The organism is Citrobacter sp. CK185, from assembly GCF_030333565.1.
Classification (GTDB): Bacteria; Pseudomonadota; Gammaproteobacteria; order Enterobacterales; family Enterobacteriaceae; genus Citrobacter_B; species Citrobacter_B koseri.
The window spans coordinates 352,160-377,069 of the sequence record NZ_JAOWFR010000022.1 but is presented as its reverse complement, the minus strand read 5'-3'; the positions used below and the strand labels follow the sequence as shown (position 1 = coordinate 377,069).

22 protein-coding genes are annotated in these 24,910 nt (G+C 54.7%); 16 read left to right on the top strand and 6 right to left on the bottom strand.

The window, feature by feature from the left end; translation table 11 throughout:
- The first annotated feature begins 8 nt into the window (after positions 1-8).
- Together yhdP and tldD are read left to right on the top strand one after the other, a co-directional pair.
- Positions 9-3,809 (top strand): AsmA2 domain-containing protein YhdP, encoded by a 3,801-nt coding sequence (gene yhdP, locus OGV79_RS07550; RefSeq protein WP_115625962.1) that lies wholly within the window; start codon positions 9-11, stop codon positions 3,807-3,809.
- A 185-nt stretch (positions 3,810-3,994) separates the two neighbouring features.
- The gene (gene tldD, locus OGV79_RS07545) at positions 3,995-5,440 is read left to right on the top strand and encodes a metalloprotease TldD (protein WP_047460926.1); all 1,446 of its coding nucleotides are present in this window, start codon (positions 3,995-3,997) and stop codon (positions 5,438-5,440) included.
- Positions 5,441-5,542: 102 nt separating this feature from the next.
- Here tldD and aaeR read toward each other — a convergent pair whose 3' ends face one another.
- Positions 5,543-6,472 (bottom strand): HTH-type transcriptional activator AaeR, encoded by a 930-nt coding sequence (gene aaeR / locus OGV79_RS07540; RefSeq protein ID WP_047460928.1) that lies wholly within the window; start codon positions 6,470-6,472, stop codon positions 5,543-5,545.
- Between the two features lie 183 nt (positions 6,473-6,655).
- Here aaeR and aaeX point away from each other — a divergent pair, with 183 nt between their 5' ends.
- From aaeX to OGV79_RS07515, 5 genes are all read left to right on the top strand, one after another.
- Positions 6,656-6,859, top strand: a complete 204-nt coding sequence (gene aaeX, locus OGV79_RS07535) for a p-hydroxybenzoic acid efflux pump operon protein AaeX (protein ID WP_000051840.1) — start codon at positions 6,656-6,658, stop codon at positions 6,857-6,859.
- A 7-nt stretch (positions 6,860-6,866) separates the two neighbouring features.
- On the top strand, positions 6,867-7,799 hold the full coding sequence (gene aaeA / locus OGV79_RS07530; protein WP_012135375.1) for a p-hydroxybenzoic acid efflux pump subunit AaeA: 933 nt from the start codon (positions 6,867-6,869) through the stop codon (positions 7,797-7,799).
- Between the two features lie 5 nt (positions 7,800-7,804).
- Positions 7,805-9,772 (top strand): p-hydroxybenzoic acid efflux pump subunit AaeB, encoded by a 1,968-nt coding sequence (gene aaeB, locus OGV79_RS07525; protein ID WP_012135374.1) that lies wholly within the window; start codon positions 7,805-7,807, stop codon positions 9,770-9,772.
- A 90-nt stretch (positions 9,773-9,862) separates the two neighbouring features.
- A complete protein-coding gene (locus tag OGV79_RS07520; RefSeq protein WP_110493746.1) occupies positions 9,863-11,311 on the top strand; it encodes an NAD-dependent succinate-semialdehyde dehydrogenase in 1,449 nt (482 codons plus the stop codon).
- A gap of 29 nt (positions 11,312-11,340) precedes the next feature.
- Positions 11,341-11,616 carry a barstar family protein gene (locus OGV79_RS07515; RefSeq protein ID WP_047460936.1) on the top strand — a complete coding sequence of 92 codons (276 nt, stop codon included), beginning with the start codon at positions 11,341-11,343 and terminating at the stop codon, positions 11,614-11,616.
- A 61-nt stretch (positions 11,617-11,677) separates the two neighbouring features.
- Here OGV79_RS07515 and yhcN read toward each other — a convergent pair whose 3' ends face one another.
- Both yhcN and argR read right to left on the bottom strand, forming a co-directional pair.
- The gene (gene yhcN / locus OGV79_RS07510; RefSeq protein ID WP_012135371.1) at positions 11,678-11,941 is read right to left on the bottom strand and encodes a peroxide/acid stress response protein YhcN; all 264 of its coding nucleotides are present in this window, start codon (positions 11,939-11,941) and stop codon (positions 11,678-11,680) included.
- Between the two features lie 377 nt (positions 11,942-12,318).
- Positions 12,319-12,789: a transcriptional regulator ArgR gene (gene argR / locus OGV79_RS07505; RefSeq protein WP_012135369.1), complete on the bottom strand. Its 471-nt coding sequence runs from the start codon at positions 12,787-12,789 to the stop codon at positions 12,319-12,321.
- A 436-nt stretch (positions 12,790-13,225) separates the two neighbouring features.
- Here argR and mdh point away from each other — a divergent pair, with 436 nt between their 5' ends.
- Positions 13,226-14,164 carry a malate dehydrogenase gene (mdh, locus tag OGV79_RS07500; RefSeq protein WP_012135368.1) on the top strand — a complete coding sequence of 313 codons (939 nt, stop codon included), beginning with the start codon at positions 13,226-13,228 and terminating at the stop codon, positions 14,162-14,164.
- Positions 14,165-14,311: 147 nt separating this feature from the next.
- Here mdh and degS read toward each other — a convergent pair whose 3' ends face one another.
- The 3 genes from degS to zapG form a co-directional block, all read right to left on the bottom strand.
- Positions 14,312-15,379: an outer membrane-stress sensor serine endopeptidase DegS gene (degS, locus tag OGV79_RS07495; protein WP_012135367.1), complete on the bottom strand. Its 1,068-nt coding sequence runs from the start codon at positions 15,377-15,379 to the stop codon at positions 14,312-14,314.
- Positions 15,380-15,470: 91 nt separating this feature from the next.
- Positions 15,471-16,838 (bottom strand): serine endoprotease DegQ, encoded by a 1,368-nt coding sequence (gene degQ / locus OGV79_RS07490; RefSeq protein WP_058668160.1) that lies wholly within the window; start codon positions 16,836-16,838, stop codon positions 15,471-15,473.
- Positions 16,839-17,006: 168 nt separating this feature from the next.
- Positions 17,007-17,405 (bottom strand): Z-ring associated protein ZapG, encoded by a 399-nt coding sequence (gene zapG, locus OGV79_RS07485; protein WP_042292056.1) that lies wholly within the window; start codon positions 17,403-17,405, stop codon positions 17,007-17,009.
- Between the two features lie 192 nt (positions 17,406-17,597).
- On the opposite strand from zapG, the gene zapE reads away from it, so the two are divergent.
- From zapE to nanT, 8 genes are all read left to right on the top strand, one after another.
- Positions 17,598-18,722 carry a cell division protein ZapE gene (gene zapE, locus OGV79_RS07480; protein WP_286468204.1) on the top strand — a complete coding sequence of 375 codons (1,125 nt, stop codon included), beginning with the start codon at positions 17,598-17,600 and terminating at the stop codon, positions 18,720-18,722.
- A gap of 301 nt (positions 18,723-19,023) precedes the next feature.
- Positions 19,024-19,452: a 50S ribosomal protein L13 gene (gene rplM / locus OGV79_RS07475; RefSeq protein WP_000847556.1), complete on the top strand. Its 429-nt coding sequence runs from the start codon at positions 19,024-19,026 to the stop codon at positions 19,450-19,452.
- A gap of 15 nt (positions 19,453-19,467) precedes the next feature.
- Entirely contained in the window at positions 19,468-19,860 is a 393-nt protein-coding gene (rpsI, locus tag OGV79_RS07470) for a 30S ribosomal protein S9 (protein WP_000829818.1), read from the top strand.
- 315 nt (positions 19,861-20,175) lie between these two features.
- The gene (gene sspA, locus OGV79_RS07465; protein ID WP_012135361.1) at positions 20,176-20,814 is read left to right on the top strand and encodes a stringent starvation protein SspA; all 639 of its coding nucleotides are present in this window, start codon (positions 20,176-20,178) and stop codon (positions 20,812-20,814) included.
- 5 nt (positions 20,815-20,819) lie between these two features.
- Positions 20,820-21,320, top strand: coding sequence for a ClpXP protease specificity-enhancing factor (sspB, locus tag OGV79_RS07460; protein WP_012135360.1), 501 nt, complete (start codon positions 20,820-20,822; stop codon positions 21,318-21,320).
- A gap of 115 nt (positions 21,321-21,435) precedes the next feature.
- The gene (gene nanR / locus OGV79_RS07455) at positions 21,436-22,224 is read left to right on the top strand and encodes a transcriptional regulator NanR (protein WP_012135359.1); all 789 of its coding nucleotides are present in this window, start codon (positions 21,436-21,438) and stop codon (positions 22,222-22,224) included.
- Between the two features lie 137 nt (positions 22,225-22,361).
- Positions 22,362-23,255, top strand: a complete 894-nt coding sequence (gene nanA / locus OGV79_RS07450; protein WP_286468203.1) for an N-acetylneuraminate lyase — start codon at positions 22,362-22,364, stop codon at positions 23,253-23,255.
- A 120-nt stretch (positions 23,256-23,375) separates the two neighbouring features.
- The gene (gene nanT / locus OGV79_RS07445) at positions 23,376-24,866 is read left to right on the top strand and encodes a sialic acid transporter NanT (protein ID WP_130028090.1); all 1,491 of its coding nucleotides are present in this window, start codon (positions 23,376-23,378) and stop codon (positions 24,864-24,866) included.
- Positions 24,867-24,910 lie beyond the last annotated feature (44 nt).

The following is a 24,910-nucleotide window of genomic DNA, read 5'->3' as shown; positions in this document are numbered from 1 at the left end:
AGAGACGCGTGAGGCGATTGCCGGGGATATTACTGCTCACTGGAGCCGCGCTCGTCGTCGTCGTTGCGCTGCTGATCAGTGGATTGCGCCTTGCGCTCCCCCATCTGGATAGCTGGCGTCCGGCGATCCTCAGCAAAATTGAATCTGCCACGGGTATTCCTGTTGCCGCCAGCCAGTTGCATGCGAACTGGCAAACCTTTGGCCCCACGCTTGAAGCCCGGGACATCCATGCCAGTTTGAAAGATGGCGGCGAGCTTTCAGTAAAGCGCGTCACGCTGGCGCTGGATGTCTGGCAAAGCCTGTTGCATATGCGCTGGCAGTTTCGCGATCTCACCTTCTGGCAACTGCACATCCGCACCAATACGCCGATCCAACGCAGCGACGGCGACGAAGGCATTGAAACCAACCGTATTAGCGATCTTTTCCTGCGTCAGTTTGATCACTTCGATCTCCGGGACAGCCAAATTAGCTTTCTGACCTTATCAGGCCAGCGAGCCGAACTGGCGATCCCGCAGCTTACCTGGTTGAACGGCAAAGACAGGCACCGCGCGGAAGGTCAGGTCAGTCTCTCCAGCCTGACCGGGCAGCATGGCGTGATGCAGGTTCGTATGGATCTGCGTGACGACGACGGGCTGCTGAACAACGGTCGGGTCTGGCTACAGGCCGACGATATTGACGTGAAGCCGTGGCTGGGCAAATGGATGCAGGATAACGTGGCGCTGCAAACCGCACGCTTTAGCCTGGAAGGCTGGATGACGCTCACGAAAGGCGAAGTCTCCAGCGGCGATATCTGGCTTAAGCAGGGCGGCGCGAGCTGGCAGGGTGATAATCATTCGCACACGCTTTCCGTTGATAACCTGACCGCGCACATTACGCGTGAACAGCCGGGCTGGCAGTTTTATATTCCTGACACGCGTATCACGCTGGATAGCAAACCCTGGCCGCGCGGCGCGTTAACGCTGGCCTGGGTGCCGGAACAAGAAGTTGGCGGTCAGAACAACATACGCAGCGATGAATTGCGTATTCGCGCCAGCAACCTTGAACTGGCCGATATGGACGGGCTGCGTCCGGTGGCTGCGAAACTCTCGCCTGCGCTGGGCGACATCTGGCAGGCCACACAGCCACGCGGAAAAATAGACACTCTCGCGCTGGATATCCCGCTACAGGCGACGGAGAAAACGCGTTTCCAGGCGTCGTGGGATAACCTCGCCTGGAAGCAGTGGAAGCTCTTACCGGGCGCGGAACACTTCTCCGGCACCTTGTCCGGCAGCGTGGAAAACGGCGCGCTGACCGCCTCGATGCAGCAGGCCGAAATGCCGTATGAAACCGTCTTTCGCGCACCGCTGGAAATTGAAAACGGCGTGGCGACGCTCACCTGGCTGAAGAATGACAAAGGGTTTCAGCTGGACGGGCGCAACATCGACGTGAAAGCGAAAGCCGTACATGCGCGCGGCGGTTTTCGTTACCTGCAACCCGCCGGAGAGGAGCCCTGGCTGGGGATTCTGGCGGGGATTAGCACCGATGACGGTTCACAGGCCTGGCGTTATTTCCCGGAAAACCTGATGGGCAAAGAGCTGGTTGATTACCTTAGCGGCGCGATTCAGGGCGGCGAAGCGGATAACGCCACGCTGGTGTATGGCGGCAATCCACATCTTTTCCCCTACAAACATAATGAAGGTCAGTTTGAAGTGCTGGTGCCGCTGCGTAACGCGAAGTTTGCTTTCCAGCCGGACTGGCCCGCGCTGACCGACCTCAACATTGAGCTGGACTTCCTGAACGATGGCCTGTGGATGAAGGCGGATAGCGTCAATCTGGGCGGTGTTAAGGCCAGCAATCTGACCGCGATCATCCCGGACTATGCCAAAGAAAAGCTGCTGATTGATGCCGATATCAATGGGCCGGGTAAAGCGGTCGGCCCGTATTTTGACGACACGCCGCTGAAAGATTCTCTCGGCGCCACGCTGGAGCAACTCCAGATTGACGGCGATGTGAATGCTCGCTTACATCTTGATATTCCGCTGGATGGCGAGCTGGTCACCGCCAAAGGGGACGTCTCGCTGCGTAATAATAGTTTGTTCATTAAGCCGCTCGACAGCACGCTGAAGAACCTGAGCGGTAAGTTCAGCTTCAACAACGGCAATCTTAAGAGCGAACCGTTAACGGCAAACTGGTTTAATCAGCCGTTGAACGTGGATTTCTCCACCAATGAAGGGGAAAAGGCCTATCAGGTCGACGTCAACCTTAACGGCAACTGGCAGCCGGGCCGTATGGGCGTGCTACCTGCGCAGGTGAACGATGCTATAAGCGGCGGTATGGCGTGGAACGGTAAAGTGGGCATTGCGCTTCCTTATCACTCTGGTGCGACATACAACGTAGAACTGAAAGGCGACCTGAAGAATGTGAGCAGTCACTTACCGTCACCGCTCGACAAGCAGGCCGGGGAATCCTTGCCGGTGAGCATTAAGGCTGACGGTAACTTGCGTAGCTTCGCGCTGACCGGCAGCGCCGGGAAAAATAATCACTTTAACAGCCGCTGGCTGCTGAATCAGAAACTGACGCTGGATCGGGCAATCTGGACAACGGATAGCCGCACCACGCCGACATTGCCTGACCGACAAGGCGTTGAGCTTAATCTTCCGGCAATGGATGGCGCAGAGTGGCTGGCGCTGTTCCAGAAAGGCGCGGCGGATAACGTTGGCGCAAAGACCAGTTTGCCGCAGCGCGTGACGCTACGAACGCCTTCGCTGTCGCTGGGCGGGCAACAGTGGAATAACCTGAGCATTGTCTCTGAGCCGTCGCTGAATGGTCAGAAGGTCGAAGCGCAGGGGCGCGAGGTTAACGCCACGCTGGCGATACGCAATAATGCCCCGTGGCAGGCGAACATCAAATACCTGTATTACAACCCGAGCGCGGCGAAGCGTACAGACGGCGCGCAGGCGACCTCGCCGTTCTCCTCCCTTGAGCGAGTCAGTTTCCGCGGCTGGCCTGATGTGCAGTTACGCTGCGTCGAATGCTGGCTGTGGGGGCAAAAATATGGGCGTATTGACGGCGACGTCGCGATTCAGGGAAATACGCTGACCCTGAGTAACGGGCTGCTGGATACGGGCTTCTCCCGGCTGACGGCTGAGGGTGTCTGGGTGAACACGCCGGGTAGCGAGCGCACGTCGCTGAAGGGGAAACTGCGCGGCCATAAAATTGATGCCGCAGCGGGATTCTTTGGCGTTTCGACCCCCATCCGCAACGCCTCGTTTAACGTGGACTATGACTTACACTGGCGTAACCTGCCCTGGCAGCCGGATGAGGCTTCCCTTAATGGTATTTTACGTACCCGCCTGGGGAAAGGTGAAATTACCGAGCTGAGCACCGGTCATGCGGGGCAGCTTCTGCGTCTGCTGAGTTTTGACGCACTGCTGCGTAAGCTGCGTTTTGATTTCAGCGATACGTTCAGCGACGGTTTCTACTTTGACTCTATTCGCAGTACGGCGTGGATCAAAGACGGCGTGATGCACACTGACGATACGCTGGTGGATGGGCTGGAGGCCGACATCGCCATGAAAGGTTCTGTCAATCTGGTGCGTCGGGAACTCGATATTGAAGCCGTCGTTGCACCGGAAATCTCCGCCACGGTAGGGGTTGCCGCCGCGTTTGCGGTGAACCCGATTGTCGGGGCGGCGGTATTTGCCGCGAGTAAAGTGTTGGGGCCGTTGTGGAGCAAAGTCTCCATTCTGCGCTATCGCATCACGGGCCCGGTAGACAAACCGCAGATTAACGAAGTCCTGCGCCAGCCGCGTAAAGAAAGCCAGCAATGATTTGACGGGGGCGAGTAATTGCCCCAATCTCAGTAAATAGAAATGAATGACGAACTGCAAAAGCCGGATGGCGCTGCGCTTATCCGGCCTACATAACTTCTACCGCAGTCCGGTATTGAAGCGCCTGATGGCGACGCAGGCGCGTCTTATCAGGCCTACAACAGTAACTAACGAGTAGCAAAACGATGAGTCTGAACCTGGTAAGTGAACAATTGCTAGCGGCGAACGGCCTGAACCATCAGGATTTGTTTGCCATTCTGGGCCAACTGGCCGAACGCCGTCTCGATTACGGCGATCTCTATTTTCAGTCGAGCTATCACGAATCCTGGGTTTTAGAAGATCGCATCATCAAAGATGGTTCTTACAATATCGATCAGGGCGTTGGCGTGCGCGCTATCAATGGTGAAAAAACAGGGTTTGCCTATGCCGATCAGATCAGCCTGCAAGCGCTGGAGCAGAGCGCGCAGGCCGCGCGTACCATCGTGCGCGACAGCGGCGACGGCAAAGTAAAAACACTGGGCGCGGTAGAGCACCCGATGCTTTATACCGCTATTGACCCGCTACAGAGCATGAGCCGCGAAGAGAAACTCGACATTCTGCGTCGCGTGGACAAGGCGGCGCGTGAAGCCGACAAGCGCGTACAGGAAGTGACGGCCAGCCTGACCGGTGTGTATGAGCTGATTCTGGTGGCGGCGACCGACGGTACGCTGGCGGCGGATGTGCGCCCGCTGGTGCGTCTGTCTGTCAGCGTGCAGGTAGAGGAAGACGGTAAACGCGAGCGCGGCTCCAGCGGCGGTGGCGGTCGTTTTGGCTATGACTTTTTCTTAGGTGATTTGGACGGTGAAGTACGCGCCGATGCCTGGGCGAAAGAGGCGGTGCGCATGGCGCTGGTGAATCTGTCGGCGGTTGCCGCTCCGGCGGGAACATTACCCGTTGTGCTGGGCGCGGGCTGGCCTGGCGTGCTGCTGCACGAAGCGGTAGGCCACGGACTGGAAGGGGATTTCAACCGTCGCGGTACGTCAGTGTTCAGCGGCCATATCGGTGAACTGGTCGCGTCCGAACTGTGTACCGTGGTTGATGACGGCACGATCGCCGATCGCCGTGGTTCGGTCGCCATTGATGATGAAGGTACGCCGGGCCAGTACAACGTGTTGATTGAAAACGGCATCCTGAAAGGGTACATGCAGGATAAACTCAACGCGCGTCTGATGGGCGTTGCGCCGACCGGTAACGGACGTCGTGAATCATATGCGCATCTGCCGATGCCGCGTATGACCAACACCTATATGCTGGCCGGGAAATCCACGCCGCAGGAGATTATCGAGTCTGTGGAATACGGTATCTATGCGCCTAACTTTGGCGGCGGGCAGGTGGATATCACTTCCGGGAAGTTTGTGTTCTCGACTTCAGAAGCGTACCTGATCGAAAACGGTAAGGTGACGAAACCCGTGAAAGGGGCGACGCTGATTGGTTCTGGTATCGAAGCGATGCAGCAGATCTCTATGGTCGGGAACGATCTGAAACTGGATAACGGCGTTGGCGTCTGCGGTAAAGAAGGGCAGAGTCTGCCGGTAGGCGTGGGCCAGCCGACGTTAAAAGTGGATAACCTGACCGTGGGCGGCACCGCGTAAAGTCGTTTTGTAGGCCCGATACGCCGTTACGTTATCGGGCATTTTGCCGGGTGCGGCGTGAACGCCTTATCCGGCCTGCCTGTTCTACAGGCGGGCTGCTGATCACTTCTCTTTTCCCCGACCGTACATTCCCTGAAATAGCTGCGCGACATCGACAAAATAGTCTGTCAGATAGTTAATCACCACCTGCACCTTCAGCGGCAACTTATCTTTTTCGGTATACAGCGCGTAAACTGGGCGTGGATCGGACTGGTAGCGGGGCAGCAGGATCTCCAGATCTCCGCTGTTGATCTCATTGATCACCCACATCAACGGAACGTAGGCGATCCCGGCGCCTGCGGTCAGCCAGCGGCTGAGCGTCATCGGATCGTTGGTGACGAAGCGTCCTTGTGGGATCAGCCGGGTGGAGATCCCTTCCGGCGCAATCAACTCAAACTCGTTATCCGGGCGCACGCTGTATTCCAGCCATGAGTGATTGCTGAGGTCGGCGGGTTTTTCCGGCACGCCAAATTGTGCGAGATAGCTTTTGGCGGCGCACACCACCATCGGCATTGCCCCCAGACGGCGTGAAAACAGGCTGGAGTCCTGCAACGCACCGACGCGAATCACCACGTCCAGACCATCGGCGATCAGGTCCGGCGCCGGGATGCCGGTCACCAGGTTAACCGTCAGGCCAGGGTACTCTTTCAGCATTTTGGCCGTTAACCCGGCGAGGACATTTTGTGCCATGGTTGAAGAACAACCAATTCGCAGGGTGCCGATAGGCGTGTTGTTGAAGGCATAAAGCTGCTCATGGACATCCTGTACTTCGTGCAGCATCCGACGGCAACCCTGATAATAAATTTTACCGGCCTCGGTCAGCCCAATGCTGCGCGTACTGCGGTTTAGCAGCTTAACCTGTAGCTCATCTTCCAGTTTTGCCACGGTCTGGCTGATAGAGGAAACGCTCATTTGTAGCTGTCTGGCAGCGGCGGTAAAGGAGCCAAATTCAACGACTTTGGCGAACACCGACATGCGTTTTAATCTTTCCATTATTCACTCTGGCTTAAAAGTGATTTAGATCACATATTATAGATAACAGCATAACAGTTACGTTAATATATTATTATTCAAATAACCGCTATGCCGCTCTCGCCTGTCTTTCCACGCCCTTCCCTGCGGTGGCATTGGCTGAAAACTGTATCGCCTGCACTCTCTTTATAAATCAAGGTCAACATGAGTCTGTTTCCCGTTATCGTGGTGTTTGGTCTCTCCTTCCCACCGATATTTTTCGAATTGCTTTTGTCACTGGCGATTTTCTGGCTGGTGCGCCGGATGCTGGTTCCAACCGGCATTTATGACTTCGTCTGGCATCCGGCTCTGTTTAATACCGCGCTGTATTGCTGCCTGTTCTATTTAATATCGCGCTTGTTCGTTTGAGGTAGAAGTGAAAACACTAACAAGAAAACTCTCTCGTACGGCCATCACGCTCGTACTGGTCATTCTGGCCTTCATCGCAATTTTTCGTGCCTGGGTCTATTACACCGAGTCGCCGTGGACGCGTGACGCGCGCTTCAGCGCCGACGTGGTTGCCATTGCGCCAGACGTCGCGGGCCTTATCACCAACGTGAGTGTGCATGATAACCAGCTGGTGAAGAAAGACCAGATACTGTTCACCATCGATCAGCCGCGCTATAAAAAAGCCCTCGAAGAAGCGGAAGCTGACGTTGCCTACTACCAGGTGCTGGCACAGGAAAAACGCCAGGAGGCTGGCCGCCGTAACCGCCTTGGCGTCCAGGCGATGTCGCGTGAAGAGATCGATCAGGCCAATAACGTTCTGCAAACCGTATTACATCAGCTTGCCAAAGCGCAGGCGACGCGCGATCTGGCAAAATTAGACCTCGAACGTACCGTGATTCGCGCCCCTGCTGACGGTTGGGTCACCAACCTGAACGTCTACACCGGCGAGTTTATTACCCGTGGCTCAACGGCGGTTGCGTTGGTGAAACAGCACTCTTTCTACGTGCTGGCCTATATGGAAGAGACCAAACTGGAAGGCGTCCGTCCAGGCTATCGCGCAGAGATAACGCCGCTTGGCAGTAACAAAGTGTTGAAAGGCACCGTTGACAGCGTGGCGGCTGGGGTCACTAACGCCAGCAGCACGCGTGACGCCAAAGGGATGGCGACCATCGACTCCAATCTGGAGTGGGTACGTCTGGCGCAGCGTGTTCCGGTACGTATCCGTCTGGACGATCAGCAGGACAACCTGTGGCCTGCCGGGACAACCGCAACCGTTGTGATTACCGGCAAGCAGGATCGTGATGAAACGCAGGACTCCTTCTTCCGTAAAATGGCGCACCGTCTGCGCGAGTTTGGTTAATCACCATGGGTATCTTCTCCATTGCCAACCAGCATATCCGCTTTGCGGTAAAACTGGCATGCGCCATCGTCCTGGCGCTGTTTGTTGGCTTTCACTTTCAGCTTGAGACGCCGCGCTGGGCGGTGCTGACCGCCGCGATTGTCGCCGCAGGCCCGGCATTCGCCGCCGGCGGGGAACCCTATTCCGGCGCGATTCGCTATCGCGGGATGCTGCGTATCATCGGGACATTTATTGGCTGTATCGCCGCGCTGACCATTATCATCACCATGATTCGCGCGCCGTTATTAATGATTCTGGTGTGCTGTATCTGGGCGGGATTTTGTACCTGGATCTCCTCGCTGGTGCGGGTTGAAAACTCCTATGCATGGGGGCTGTCCGGGTATACGGCGCTGATCATCGTCATTACCATTCAGGCGGAGCCACTACTGACGCCGCAGTTCGCGGTTGAACGTTGCAGCGAGATCGTGATTGGTATCGTCTGCGCCATTATGGCGGATCTGCTCTTTTCGCCGCGTTCAGTGAAACAGGAAGTGGATCGTGAAGTCGACGGCCTGCTGGTGGCGCAATACCAGCTGATGCAGCTGTGTATTAAGCACGGCGACAGTGAGGAAGTGGACAAAGCCTGGGGCGATCTGGTGCGGCGGACGGCGGCGCTGGAAGGCATGCGCAGCAATCTCAATATGGAGTCATCGCGCTGGGGGCGCGCCAACCGCCGCCTGAAAGCGCTGAATACGCTCTCGTTGACGCTGATCACCCAGTCCTGTGAAACATACCTGATTCAGAACACTCACCCGGAGTTGATCACCGACACCTTCCGCGAGCTGTTCGAAACGCCCGTCGAAACCGCGCAGGACGTACATAAACAGCTTAAGCGGATGCGTCGCATCATTGCCTGGACCGGCGAACGTGAAACGCCCGTAACCCTTTACACCTGGGCCGGTGCGGCGACGCGTTATCTGCTGCTGAAGCGCGGCGTGATTGGCAACGCCAAAATCAGCGTGACGGAAGAGGAAGTGTTGCAGGGCGAGCCCGTCGTGAAGGTGGAATCTGCCGAGCGACATCACGCGATGGTTAACTTCTGGCGTACCACGCTGTCCTGTGTGCTGGGCACCTTATTCTGGCTGTGGACGGGCTGGACGTCGGGAAGTGGCGCGATGGTGATGATTGCGGTCGTCACGTCGCTGGCGATGCGCTTACCCAACCCGCGCATGGTCGCAATCGACTTTATTTACGGGACGCTGGCGGCGCTACCGTTGGGCCTGCTCTATTTTTTAGTGATCATCCCGAATACGCAGCAAAGCATGTTGCTGCTGTGTCTGAGCCTGGCGGTGCTGGGATTCTTTCTCGGGATCGAAGTCCAGAAACGGCGGCTGGGTTCAATGGGGGCGCTGGCCAGTACCATTAACATCATCGTGCTGGACAACCCGATGACCTTCCACTTCAGCCAGTTCCTTGACAGCGCGCTCGGGCAGATTGTGGGGTGCATGATGGCGTTTATCGTCATTCTGTTGGTTCGTGATAATTCACGCGACAGAACCGGACGTGTACTGCTTAACCAGTTCGTTTCCGCAGCGGTGTCTGCAATGACCACCAACGTTGTGCGCCGTAAAGAGAACCACCTTCCGGCGCTGTATCAGCAGTTGTTCTTGTTAATGAACAAATTCCCGGGCGACCTGCCGAAGTTTCGTCTGGCGCTGACGATGATCATTGCGCACCAACGTCTGCGTGATGCGCCCATCCCGGTCAATCATGATTTATCTGCTTTTCACCGCCAGCTCCGGCGTACGGCCGATCATGTGATTTCAGCCGGAAATGACGATAAGCGTCGGCGCTACTTTGGACAACTGCTGGATGAGCTTGATGTCTATCAGGAAAAATTGCGAGTCTGGGAAGCGCCGCCACGGGTGACGGAGCCGGTAAAACGGCTATCCGGCATGTTGCACAAATATCAGCACGCCTTGACGGATAACTAACACTCAGGAGCCGACGCCAAAAGCGTCGGTTTTTTTGTGGCTATACTTATCTGACGTGCGGAAAACATGACATCAGGAGGAGAAAGAACCATGCAAACGCTCCAGGACAACGAACTTTTTCAGACGGGATATCTGGTTGATGGACTTTGGAAAACGCTGGATAACACCTTTGATGTTCTTAATCCGGCAACCGGTGAAACGATAGCCGCCGTTGCCAAAGCCGGTAAAAAAGAGACCGAAGAGGCGATTGCGGCGGCGGCAAAAGCCTTCCCTGCCTGGCGGGCCAAAACGGCAAAAGAGCGCTCGGCCATTCTGTATCGCTGGTATGAACTGATCATTGAGCATAAATCCTGGCTGGGCCGTCTGATGACCACTGAGCAGGGGAAGCCGTTGAAAGAGGCGGAAGGCGAAGTGGAGTACGCCGCCAGTTTCATCCAGTGGTTTGCTGAACAGGCCAAGCGGGCGAATGGTGAAATAATCCCGCCGATCAAACCCGGATCGCGGATCTTTGCCACTCGTGAACCGATTGGCGTCGTGGCGGCGATTACGCCGTGGAACTTCCCGATGGCAATGTTGACCCGTAAATTAGGCCCGGCGCTGGCGGCAGGCTGTACGGGGGTCATTAAACCGGCGAATAACACGCCGCTTAGCGCATTCGCCTTGCTGACGCTGGCGAAGAAAGCTGGCGTACCTGACGGCGTGCTGAACGCCGTCGCGGGCAATACCCCAGAGATCAGCGACGCCATTATGGCCAGCCACGAGGTGCGCAAAATCTCCTTTACCGGATCGACCGCCGTTGGGAAAACGCTGGTGCGTAACGCGGCTGACACGATGAAGAAAGTCTCGATGGAACTGGGGGGCAATGCGCCGTATATCGTGTTTGACGATGCGGATATTGACGCTGCGGTACAGGGGGCGATCGCCAATAAATTCCGCAACGCGGGGCAGGTGTGCGTCAGCGTTAACCGTTTCTATATCCATGAGTCGGTCTATGACGAATTTACCCGCAAGCTGGCGGATGCCGTACAAAAACTGAAGGTCGGAAATGGTCTGGAGGAGGGCGTGATCGTCGGCCCGCTGATTGAACCGGCGGCTGTCGATAAAGTGCGTGAGCACGTTGAGGACGCTATCGCAAAAGGAGCGAAGGTGCTGGCAGGTGCTAAAGCGCATTCGTTAGGCGGGAATTTCTGGCAGCCCACTGTACTGGGCGACTGTAGCGATGGGATGAAACTGGCCAGTGAAGAGACCTTCGGGCCGGTCGCGGCCTGCTTTCGTTTTACCAGTGAAGACGAGGTCATTCAGCGCGCCAACAATACGCCGTTTGGCCTGGCGGCTTACTTCTACACGCAAAATTTACAACGCGTATTCCGTGTTTCCCAGGCGATTGAAAGCGGCATGATTGGGATTAATGAATGCGCCGTATCAACCGAGCTGGGGCCATTTGGCGGGGTGAAAGAGTCGGGTCTGGGGCGTGAAGGATCGGTGCTGGGGCTTGAAGAGTTTCTGGAAGTGAAGACCCTGCACATCGGCGGCCTGTAATGTGACTGCGTCGGGGATGGTGGCTGGCTATGAACATCTATACCTTTGATTTTGATGAAATAGAAGACCAGAACGATTTTTACCGCGAATTTACGCGGATGTTTGGCCTTGCCAGAGAGAAAGTCGGCGATCTTGATTCTCTATGGGATACTCTCATGAGCGAGGTGCTGCCATTGCCGCTGGAGATTGAGTTTGTTCATCTGCCGGAAAAACTGCGCAGGCGTTACGGCGCGCTGATTTTGCTGTTTGATGAAGCAGAAGAGGAACTGGAAGGGCAGCTGCGGTTTAATGTTCGCCATTCGTGACGACAAACATAAAAAAGCCCCCGGCAGTCGGGGGCAAGTCGTCGGACTAGACGACGAGGGTTTATTTGTAAAGTTCTGCCGTAGCGTGCCAGTTGTCACCGCTACGTGCTTCAGTAATCTGATAGGCGGATGCGCCGTTTGCTTCTGCTTTTTTGTTCAGCATTTCATGCATATCCATCGGGGAAGAACCGATAGCGCTTACGGAAACAGAGCCGATAGCCTGACGGCCTTGCGCTTGTTCTGCGTTGATGGATTCGGCTGCGAATGCGCCAAAAGAGAGAACGGACAGAACGCTTAATGCTGCAACAGTAGTTTTGATTTTCATGATTTTTACCTCGTCGAATTCTTTTATTAGGGTCTGTGTTTCGTGACCCTCATCACAAAATCAAGTATACACTAATCACGCGATTAATTAATACCACGCTAATGGTTTCATGGGTTATTGTGTGTTAATGATTTGTTTTTTTATAACCGTATGGAATTAAAAACGTGTTAAAAAGCGTGTGATTAAGATTAAATGTAATAAAATCATAAGGATATGAAATTTTGCAATTTGTGCGTTTTTTCCATTGCACATTCACCATGTAAATGATTTTTGACGGTTAAACGCACTATTTGTTAAGTGACAGGCAGTGAAAAATGACGGCGGAAGAGGTGGCGGCAGGTTTTTTCCCCGTCGCGCTTAACGACGGGGAGAAGGGATTACAGCTCTTGTTCGAACAGTTCCAGAATGGCTTCGTACAGATCTTTCACCGTAAAGCCATTCGCGGGGGTGGTGAAAATGGTGTCGTCACCGGCAATGGTTCCGAGAATGCCTTCCGCTTTCCCCAGCGAGTCCAGCAGACGCGCGATCAGCTGTGCGGCGCCAGGACTGGTATGGATCACCACAACAGCATCGTTGTAGTCGATATCTAACACCAGATTCTTTAAAGGGCTGGAGGTGGTTGGCACGCCTAGCTCAGCCGGGAGACAGTAGACCATCTCCATTTTTGCGTTGCGGGTACGCACCGCGCCGAACTTGGTCAGCATGCGCGAGACCTTGGACTGGTTGATGTTATCAAAGCCCTGATCCTGTAACGCGAGGACGATTTCGCCCTGTGAACTGAATTTTTCTTCTTTGAGTAGCGCTTTGAACGCCTTGACTAATTCTTCTTGTTTAGCCGAGCTTCGCATAAGTCACCCGTAATATGAGGATGGAAACAACATTATTATGCATACAGATGAATTTTTATGCAAACAGTCTGCCTCACCGGAGGCTGAAATAATGTTATGAAAGAGCGGAATTCTATCAAATTCCGTTATCAAGAAACATGCCTGCGTCACGGCGCGCAAATAAGCTTAAAAGTAAATTAAATGTTATCAAATTGATGTTGTTTTGGAGGGGCAGTAGAGTATATTGTCAGCACCTGTTGGAAAGTTGTTCTGTGGTTCAGGCGCTTTTGAATTACGTAAATTAGCTTTTCTATTACGTAAGTTAAATGCATAAAAGCCAAATTTGCGTGACTACGCATTCTTGACGCGTGGTGGTTGTATTCATTGGATTTGTGAATTATGGTCGCCGCCGCGGAGCAACAAACACTTAGCTTATCAATATAATAAGGAGTTTAGGATGAAAGTCGCAGTCCTCGGCGCTGCCGGCGGTATCGGCCAGGCGCTTGCACTACTGTTAAAAACCCAACTGCCTTCAGGTTCAGAACTCTCCCTGTACGACATCGCTCCAGTGACCCCAGGTGTGGCCGTTGACTTGAGCCATATCCCTACAGCAGTAAAAATCAAAGGTTTCTCCGGCGAAGACGCGACCCCGGCGCTTGAAGGCGCAGACGTCGTACTGATCTCGGCTGGCGTGGCGCGTAAACCGGGTATGGATCGTTCCGACCTGTTTAACGTCAACGCAGGTATCGTGAAGAACCTGGTACAACAGATCGCAACGACCTGTCCGAAAGCCTGTGTGGGCATCATCACCAACCCGGTGAACACTACCGTCGCTATCGCTGCTGAAGTGCTGAAAAAAGCAGGCGTTTACGACAAGAACAAACTGTTTGGCGTGACCACGCTGGACATCATCCGCTCCAACACCTTTGTTGCGGAACTGAAAGGCAAACTGCCGACCGACGTTGAAGTTCCGGTTATCGGCGGTCACTCTGGCGTGACCATTCTGCCGCTGCTGTCGCAGATCCCGGGCGTCAGCTTCACCGAGCAGGAAGTGGCTGACCTGACCAAACGTATCCAAAATGCGGGTACGGAAGTGGTTGAAGCGAAGGCTGGCGGCGGATCGGCAACCCTGTCTATGGGTCAGGCTGCTGCGCGCTTTGGTCTTTCTCTGGTGCGCGCGCTGCAAGGCGAGAAGGACGTGGTGGAATGTGCCTACGTTGAAGGTGACGGCCAGTATGCGCGCTTCTTCTCTCAGCCGTTGCTGCTGGGTAAAAACGGCGTGGAAGAGCGCAAGTCTATCGGCAAACTGAGCGCGTTTGAACAGAATGCGCTGGAAGGTATGCTGGATACGCTGAAAAAAGATATCGCCCTGGGCGAAGAGTTCGTTAACAAGTAAGCGCTTTTGTGCAGGCCGGATAAGACGCGTTTGCGTCGCTGTCAGGCCTGGCGATAATGCCGGATGGCGGTGTAAACACCTTATCCGGCCTACAAGTTAACCGAGACACAGTAAAAAACCGGAGATGACTCCGGTTTTTTTATTACGTTAATTTGTCGCCGGGTATTCCTGAATGGTGACCTGGAGCGTCAGCTTTTTATCGTCACGCATCACAATCACCGGGATCACCGAACCTGGACGTATTTCAGCAACCTGATCCATGGTCTCCAGAGCGGAAACGGCAGGTTTGTTGTTGACTGAAATGATCACATCATTGACCTGAATACCCGCCTGCGCAGCCGGGCCGTCCGGCGACACTTCATTGACCACAATCCCCTGGATTTGATCCATTCCGGCGCCCTGCGCATGCAGCGGCGCGATTTCTCGCCCACCGATGCCGATATAACCGCGAATCACGCGACCATCGCGGATCAGCTTATCCATAATCTTGGTCGCTAACTGGAACGGGATTGCAAAACCGATCCCTTCCGGCGTCTCGCCGTCGTTACTCTTATCAAATGACAGGGTGTTAATGCCCATCAGTTCGCCCAGCGAGTTAACCAGCGCTCCGCCGGAGTTACCGTGGTTGATGGAGGCGTCCGTTTGCAGGAAGTTTTGTCGTCCGGTCGGGTTCAGACCGATACGCCCGGTGGCGCTGATGATCCCCTGAGTAATGGTCTGCCCCAGGTTATACGGGTTGCCGATGGCCAGAACCACATCACCAATATGCGGTGAGCGTTTCGTGTTGATCGGGATTGTCGGCAGACCGCCCGTGGCATTAATCTTTAACACCGCCAGATCCGTCAGCGTATCCGAACCAACCAGCAGCGCTTCAAACACGCGTCCATCCTGTAGGGCGACAATGATCTGATCCGCATCGTTGATCACATGCTTATTGGTGATGATGTAACCGCGCTGATCCATGATCACGCCCGATCCCAGCGTGCGGATCTCAAGCTGATTATGCGTGGTGCTGTTCATACTGCGGTTATAAACGTTGACGACGGCAGGCGCGGCGCGGCGAACCGCCGAATTATAGCTGGCTGGCGTCTCATCCGCGCTGTCGAATTGCGGTGTGGTCAGGGTATTTATTTTGCGCAGCGAGGGCATGGCCGCCAACAGAATGGCACCCACAATAAGACCAATTGCGACCGAACGTAAGATCTTCACAAACATGATGGAGGCGTCATTAAAAAAGGGAACGGCAGCAGCATACCACGAGTTAACCGGACATCGCACGTGGGGCTGATGTCCGGTTAACGATGACTTAACGCAGGAGCAGGTAAATGTTCTCGTTACCGCGTACGACCTGTAGCGCAATAATCGACGGTTTCGCTTCCAGCACTTTGCGCATTTCCGCAATCGAGTGCACGCGATCGCGGTTAACGCTAATGATCACGTCATCTTTGTGCAAACCGGCCTGGGCGGCGGGACTGCTTTTTTCAACGTTATCAATTTTGATGCCTTTATTGCCGTCTTTTAACTGACCATCGCTCAGCGTTGCGCCCTGCAATGCCGGGGCGATCATCTCCGCGCTGGCGGAGGATGACGTGCTGGTGTCGAGGGTGACTTCGACTTCTAGCGGTTTGCCGTCGCGTAACAGACCGAGCTTCACTTTCGTGCCGGGTTCCGTCGTTGCGATGCGTGAGCGCAGTTCGGCAAAGCTGCTCAGCGGCTTGCCGTTGAGACTGGTGATCACGTCGCCGGATTTCACACCCGCTTTCGCGGAACCTGAACCCGGGAGCACTTCGCTGATGAACGCCCCGCGCTGTACATCCAGCTTGAAGGCTTTGGCGATATCGGCGGTCAATTCCATGCCTTTAATTCCCAGCAGGCCGCGTTTAATTTCACCAAACTGAATCAGCTGTTGCGCCAGCGTGCGCGCCATATTACTCGGAATCGCAAACCCAATGCCGATGCTACCGCCGCCAGGTGCCAGAATAGCGGTGTTGATGCCGATCAGCTCGCCGTTGAGATTCAGCAGCGCGCCGCCGGAGTTGCCGCGGTTAATCGAGGCGTCGGTCTGAATAAAGTTTTCCAGCCCTTCCAGATTCAGCCCGCTCCGGCCAAGCGCGGAGACAATGCCGGAGGTGGCGGTTTGCCCCAGACCAAACGGGTTGCCTACCGCGACGGCAAAGTCGCCGACACGCAGTTTGTCGGAGTCGGCGATGGCGATTTGCGTCAGGTTGCTGGCGTTCTGGATTTGCAGCAGCGCGATGTCGCTCTGGTCGTCGCTGCCGATCAGTTTAGCGTCAAACTCGCGTCCGTCATTTAACTGAACGCTGATCTTCTGTGCCTGATTAATGACATGGTTATTGGTCAGAACGTAGCCTTTGGCGGCGTCAATGATGACGCCCGACCCCAACCCTTCGAACGGCTGAGAGGGTTGATCAGGCAACTCGTCGCCAAAAAACTTTTTAAACTCTTCTGGAACCTTCTGGCTTTGGGTCGCGGTTCCCTCAACCTTCACGCTAATCACGGCCGGCAGCACTTTTTCCAGCATTGGCGCGAGACTAGGGAGCGCCGCCTGACCGGGAATCTGCGCGGGTATCGATGCGACGGCCTGAAACGGTGCCGAGAGCGTTAACCCGACACTTAACGCTAATGCACTTAACAACGGGGTTTGTTTTTTCATGGAGCCTGCTCTCGTACCTTGAGTGAACGGAAAGACGATTCAAAACAGTTTGATGTTATTGAATTTTCGGCCTGGTAACAATGAGGTTAATGACTAAATAATAGCTGGGACAGGAGAGAAGAGACGGGCGCAATCGCTGCGCCCGAAAAATTTCTTAACGATGTGCGATTAGTCGCGTTTTGCGCCACTACGCAGCAGGCCGGAAGCGCCTTCGGAATAGTCACGCGGCATCTGAACCGGCGCCTGATCGTTACTGGCTTCAGACTCCGCCAGACGGTTACGGAACGGGTTCGATTCCGCAGACAGTTCCGGCAGCAGGCTGCTGGAGCTTTTCGCCATGTGCTGATATAGCTGACGATAATCATGCGCCATGGTATCCAGCAGCTCGGCGCTGCGGGCAAAGTGGCTGACCAGCTCTTCACGATACTCTTCCAGCTCAGCTTTATTCTTTTCCAGTTCGTACTGCAATGCCTGCTGTTGGCGTAATTTACGATTACCAAAACGCATGGCTACGGCACCAATGATGATACCGACGACTAACCCAATTAGCGCATATTCCCAGGTCATGAACATCTCCCGTTGTCTTTTGTTTCCGTAGGGTGTTGGCTTTAGGCTCCATGCCTGCGCCTGATTATGCCACTATAACCGCTAATCCCGTAGAAGTGGAATCCCGTGTTTATATCACGTAATGTAGAACGGCCTTTTTTTCGTCAGCCGTGAACGTCGGCACATCGATTTTCAAGGAATAACAATAACATCATGCAAAGCATTTCCCCCACATCGCGTTACCTTCAGGCCCTCAACGATGGCAGCCATCAACCCGACGACGTGCAAAAAGATGCGGTCAACCGACTGGAGTCGATTTACCAGGCGCTGATCGCCAAAACGCCTCCGGCGCCGCAAACCGGCGGACTGATGGCCCGTTTCGGTAAACTGCTTGGCAAACGTGAACCGTCAGCGAATGCGCCGGTGCGTGGTCTGTATATGTGGGGCGGGGTCGGGCGAGGGAAAACCTGGCTGATGGATCTCTTCTATCATAGTCTGCCGGGCGAGCGGAAACAGCGTCTGCATTTCCACCGCTTTATGCTGCGCGTGCATGAGGAGCTGACGGCGCTACAGGGGCAGACCGACCCGCTGGAGATTATTGCCGACAGTTTCAAAGCCGAAACGGATGTGCTCTGCTTTGATGAGTTTTTTGTTTCCGACATCACCGACGCGATGCTGCTTGGCGGCTTAATGAAAGCGCTGTTTGCCCGCGGCATTACCCTGGTGGCGACCTCGAACATCCCGCCGGATGAGCTGTACCGCAATGGCCTGCAACGTACCCGCTTCCTTCCGGCTATCGACGCTATCAAAGCGCATTGCGACATCATGAATGTGGATGCCGGGGTGGATTATCGTCTGCGCACGCTGACGCAGGCGCATCTGTGGCTTTCGCCGCGTAATAACGAAACGCAGCAACAGATGGATAAACTCTGGCTGGCGCTGGCCGGTGCGAAACGTGAGAATGCGCCAACGCTGGAAGTGAATCATCGTCCGTTACCGACGATGGGGGTGGAAAACCAGACGCTGGCGGTCTCCTTCATCACCTTATGCGTGGACGCCCGCAGCCAGCATGACTATATTGCGCTGTCGCGCCTGTTCCACACGGTTCTGCTGTTTGATGTGCCAGTCATGACGCCGCTGATGGAAAGCGAAGCGCGCCGTTTTATCGCGCTGGTGGATGAATTCTACGAGCGCCATGTGAAGCTGGTGGTGAGCGCCGACGCGCCTTTATATGAGATCTATCAGGGCGAACGCCTGAAGTTTGAGTTCCAGCGCTGTTTGTCGCGTTTGCAGGAGATGCAGAGCGAGGAGTATCTGAAACGCTCGCATATGCCGTAGGCCGGATAAGGCGTTTCTCCGCCATCCGGCGCAGGTTGCCTGGTGGCGCTTCGCTTATCAGACCGGCAGAAATGCCCCGCACAAAACCCATTGCAAATCACAAAAAGGGGTCGATCTTTGCCCCTGACTTCTCTATAATCCTGCGACCCCACGTTACAAGAAAGTTTTTTCCCAAAACTTTTTGTGTGCTGGCATTGGCTATTCGAAGGGGTAGGTTTGCCGGACTTTGTCGTGTGAACCTCAACAATTGAAAACGTTTGGGTGTTCACCAACGTGTAACTATCTATTGGGTAAGCTTTTAATGAAAACTTTTACAGCTAAACCAGAAACCGTAAAACGCGACTGGTACGTTGTTGACGCGACCGGTAAAACTCTGGGCCGTCTGGCTACTGAACTGGCTCTTCGCCTGCGCGGTAAGCACAAAGCGGAATACACTCCGCACGTCGATACCGGTGATTACATCATCGTTCTGAACGCTGACAAAGTTGCTGTAACCGGCAACAAGCGTACTGACAAAGTGTACTATCACCACACCGGTCACATCGGTGGTATCAAACAAGCGACCTTTGAAGAGATGATTGCTCGCCGTCCTGAGCGTGTGATTGAAATCGCGGTTAAAGGCATGCTGCCAAAAGGCCCGCTGGGTCGTGCTATGTTCCGTAAACTGAAAGTTTACGCTGGCAACGAGCACAACCACGCGGCACAGCAACCGCAAGTTCTTGACATCTAATCGGGATTATAGGCAATGGCTGAAAATCAATACTACGGCACTGGTCGCCGCAAAAGTTCCGCAGCTCGCGTGTTCATCAAACCGGGCAACGGCAAAATCGTTATCAACCAACGTTCTCTGGAACAGTACTTCGGTCGTGAAACTGCCCGCATGGTAGTTCGTCAGCCGCTGGAACTGGTCGACATGGTTGAGAAACTGGATCTGTACATCACTGTTAAAGGTGGTGGTATCTCTGGTCAGGCTGGTGCGATCCGTCACGGTATCACCCGCGCTCTGATGGAGTACGACGAGTCTCTGCGTTCTGAACTGCGTAAAGCTGGCTTCGTTACTCGTGACGCTCGTCAGGTTGAACGTAAGAAAGTCGGTCTGCGTAAAGCACGTCGTCGTCCGCAGTTCTCCAAACGTTAATGGGTTTCTGCTCCGGCAGATTACCATTGGCGAAAAAACCCGCTTCGGCGGGTTTTTTTATGGAAAAAATGCGCGTGTGTCCAAAGTAATCCTCTGATTGCCACCTCTTTTTCCCCATTTCCAGAATCGACTCACCACAAAGGTCACAAAATCTGGTAAACTATCATCCAATTTTCTGCCCAAATAACGGGTATTGTTCATTTTTTGTTTGCTTTTTGAACAATAATGACTTTTCCGCAGGCGGGTGACATAACTTCTGGCTGGCCACGCGGTGGCTGGTAGCAGTAAAAATTCTGAATATACCTGGAGGTTTTCATGGCTGTCGCTGCCAACAAACGTTCGGTAATGACGCTGTTTTCTGGTCCTACTGACATCTATAGCCATCAGGTCCGCATTGTGCTGGCGGAGAAAGGTGTTAGTTTCGAGATCGAGCATGTGGAGAAGGATAACCCACCTCAGGATCTGATTGACCTCAACCCGAGTCAGAGCGTACCGACCCTGGTGGATCGTGAGCTGACCCTGTGGGAATCTCGCATCATTATGGAATACCTGGATGAGCGTTTCCCTCATCCGCCGCTGATGCCGGTTTACCCGGTTGCGCGTGGCGAAAGCCGCCTGTACATGCACCGTATCGAAAAAGACTGGTACACGCTGATGAACGTCATCGTGAACGGGTCCGCTTCTGAAGCTGACGTTGCGCGTAAACAACTGCGTGAAGAGTTGCAGGCGATCGCGCCTGTGTTTGGTCAAAAACCGTATTTCCTGAGCGATGAGTTCAGCCTGGTTGATTGCTATCTGGCGCCGCTGCTGTGGCGTTTGCCGCAACTGGGTATTGAGTTCAGCGGTGCGGGCGCTAAAGAGCTGAAAGGCTATATGACCCGCGTCTTTGAACGTGACTCGTTCCTCGCTTCTTTAACTGAAGCTGAACGTGAAATGCGCCTCGGTCGGGGTTAATTAGTATGGATTTGTCACAGCTATCCCCACGCCGTCCATATTTGCTGCGTGCATTCTATGAATGGTTGCTGGATAACCAGCTCACGCCGCACCTGGTGGTGGATGTGACGCTGCCTGGCGTGCATGTCCCTATGGAATATGCGCGCGACGGGCAAATTGTTCTGAACATTGCTCCCCGTGCGGTTGGCAATCTGGAGTTGGCCAACGACGAAGTGCGTTTCAACGCGCGCTTTGGCGGCGTCCCACGCCAGGTCTCCGTACCGCTGGCTGCGGTACTGGCGATCTATGCGCGTGAAAACGGCGCAGGCACAATGTTTGAACCTGAAGCCGCTTACGATGAAGACGTCGCCAGCTTAAATGATGACGATGTAACGCCGGGCGCGGAGAGCGAAACGGTCATGTCCGTGATTGATGGTGATAAGCCCGATCATGACGATGACAACAATCCTGATGACGATCCGCCGCCGCCGCGTGGTGGTCGACCCGCATTACGCGTAGTGAAGTAACCAAGACAGACAGGCCCTGAGGGCCTGTTTTTTTTCACGCCAGCCACGATTTCACCCCACTTTCGATCCTGTGATAGGATGGCCTTAGTTGCCGTTTTCCTCGACGATTTACATAATGGACGCTATGAACGCATTTGATTCGCAAGCAGAAAATTCTCCGCCAACCATCGGCCGTAGTTTGCGCAGCCGTCCGCTGGCGCGTAAAAAACTGTCGGAAATGGTAGAAGAAGAACTGGAGCAGATGATTCGTCGCGGTGAATTCGGCGAAGGGGAGCAACTGCCGTCTGAGCGGGAGTTGATGACCTTCTTCAACGTGGGCCGCCCGTCGGTGCGTGAAGCGCTTGCCGCGCTCAAGCGTAAAGGTCTGGTGCAAATCAATAACGGTGAACGCGCCCGCGTGTCGCGGCCTTCTGCTGATACCATCATCAGCGAACTTTCCGGCATGGCGAAAGATTTCCTCTCGCATCCCGGCGGTATCGCCCACTTTGAGCAACTGCGCCTGTTCTTTGAATCAAGCCTTGTGCGCTATGCGGCGGAACACGCGACGGATGAGCAAATTGATCTGCTGGCGAAAGCCCTGGAGATCAACAGCCAGTCGCTGGACGATAACGCGCTCTTCATTCGTTCCGACGTCGAGTTTCACCGCGTGCTGGCGGAAATCCCCGGCAATCCGATCTTCATGGCGATTCATGTCGCGCTGCTGGACTGGCTGATCGCTGCGCGTCCTGCGGTCTCCGGGCAGGAGTTACATGAGCATAATAGCGTGAGCTATCAAGAGCATATCGCTATTGTCGATGCTATTCGTCGGCGCGATCCAGATGAAGCTGACCGCGCGCTGCAAACCCACCTCAATAGCGTATCCGCCACCTGGCACGCCTTCGATCAAAAGAAAAAATTGCGTTAGCGATCGCGATCCTGACGATCGTTTAGTGAAGTAGATCGCACTCTGTGCGTTCTGTACTGGGGTGCTGCTTATTTGATCTGGTATAACAGGTATAAAGGTATGTAGTCAGATAACACTAATCATCGACAGAGGTCGTTATGGCAAAAGATTTACGAGGCGTAATGCCAGCGTTGTTAACTCCTTTTGATAACCAGCAGAAACTGGATATTGAGAGTCTGTGCCGTCTGGTGCGTTTCAACATTGCGCAGGGCATTGATGGGCTGTACGTCGGCGGCTCGACCGGAGAAGCGTTCGTTCAGAGTCGCGCAGAAAGAGAGCAGGTCCTGGAAATTGTGGCGGAAGAGGCGAAGGGCAAAGTGACGCTGATTGCCCATGTCGGTACGGTCAGTACCGAAGAGAGCCAGCAGCTGGCCAGTGCGGCGCATCGTTACGGTTTTGATGCCGTTTCCGCCGTGACGCCGTTTTATTATCCGTTTAGCTTTGAAGAGCATTGCGATCACTACCGCGCCATTATCGATTCCGCTGAAGGATTACCGATGGTGGTGTACAACATTCCTGCGCTGAGCGGCGTGAAGCTGACGCTGGAGCAAATCAACACGCTGGTCACGCTGCCCGGCGTTGGCGCGCTGAAACAAACCTCCGGCGATCTCTATCAGATGGAGCAGATCCGCCGTGCGCATCCTGATCTGGTGCTCTACAACGGTTATGACGAAATCTTCGCTTCCGGTCTGCTGGCAGGCGCAGACGGGGGCATCGGCAGCACTTACAACATTATGGGCTGGCGTTATCAGGGGATTGTTAAGGCTTTGCAGGAAGGCGATGTAGCGAAAGCGCAGCATCTGCAAACCGAGTGCAATAAGGTCATCGATCTGCTCATTAAAACCGGCGTGTTCCGTGGGCTGAAAACGGTGCTGCACTACATGGATGTGGTCTCCGTACCGCTGTGCCGTAAGCCGTTTGCGCCGGTTGATGAGAAGTATCTGCCTGAACTGAAAGCGCTGGCTCAGCAGTTAATGCAAGAACGCGGTTGACCGGTTGCCGGATAGCGCTAACGCTTATCCGGCCTACAAAATATGAAACGTAGGCCGGGTAAGGCGCAGCGAAGCCGCCATCCGGTAAAGCGACAATAAAAATCGTCGGGAGAATGAAAAATGAGTACTTCTACCCAGAATATCCCGTGGTATCGCCATCTCAACCGGGCGCAGTGGCGGGCATTTTCCGCCGCCTGGCTGGGATATTTGCTTGATGGTTTTGATTTTGTGTTGATTGCTCTTGTTCTGACGGAAGTGCAGGGCGAGTTTGGGTTAACGACGGTTCAGGCGGCCAGCCTGATCTCGGCGGCGTTTATTTCCCGCTGGTTTGGCGGGCTGATGTTGGGCGCAATGGGTGACCGCTATGGCCGACGTCTGGCGATGGTCACCAGTATCATTCTTTTCTCTATGGGGACGCTGGCCTGCGGTTTTGCGCCCGGCTATACCACCATGTTTATCGCCCGTCTGGTGATCGGTATGGGAATGGCGGGCGAATATGGCTCCAGCGCCACCTATGTCATTGAAAGCTGGCCGAAGCACTTACGTAATAAAGCCAGTGGATTCCTGATTTCCGGTTTCTCCGTCGGGGCGGTCGTGGCGGCGCAGGTTTACAGCCTGGTGGTTCCGGTCTGGGGCTGGCGCGCGCTGTTCTTCATTGGCATTCTGCCGATCATTTTCGCGCTCTGGCTGCGTAAAAATATCCCTGAAGCGGAAGACTGGAAAGAGAAACACGAAGGCAAAGCGCCGGTGCGCACGATGGTGGATATTCTCTACCGGGGCGAACATCGCATCGTCAATGTGCTGATGACGATCGCCGCCGCAACCGCGCTGTGGTTCTGCTTTGCGGGCGACCTGCAAAACGCGGCGATCGTGGCGGTGTTAGGGTTACTGTGCGCCGTTATCTTCATCAGTTTTATGGTGCAAAGCAGCGGCAAGCGCTGGCCAACGGGCGTGATGCTGATGATCGTGGTGCTCTTTGCTTTCCTCTATTCATGGCCGATTCAGGCGCTGTTGCCAACGTATCTGAAAACTGAACTGGCTTACGATCCTCACACTGTTGCGCAGGTGCTTTTCTTTAGCGGCTTTGGGGCGGCAGTCGGCTGCTGCGTGGGCGGTTTCCTCGGCGACTGGCTGGGTACGCGCAAAGCCTACGTTTGCAGTTTGCTGGCTTCCCAGGTGCTGATCATTCCGGTATTTGCGATTGGCGGCGCAAACGTCTGGGTACTGGGTCTGCTACTGTTTTTCCAGCAGATGCTGGGGCAGGGGATCTCCGGGATCTTACCGAAACTCATTGGCGGTTATTTTGATACCGACCAGCGAGCGGCAGGTCTGGGCTTTACCTATAACGTCGGCGCACTGGGCGGCGCGCTGGCCCCTATCCTCGGGGCGCTGATCGCACAGCGTCTGGATCTGGGCACCGCGCTGGGATCGCTCTCCTTCAGCCTGACCTTTGTGGTGATCCTGTTGATTGGGCTGGATATGCCGTCTCGCGTACAGCGCTGGCTGCGTCCTGAAGCATTACGTATGCATGATGCTATCGACGGAAAACCGTTCAGCGGGGCCGTGCCGTTTGGCGGCGACAAAAGCGCCTTTGTAAAAACCAAAAGCTGATGAGGCTTGCCCGGCCAGTTTGCCGGGCGACCTGCGTAAGGAAG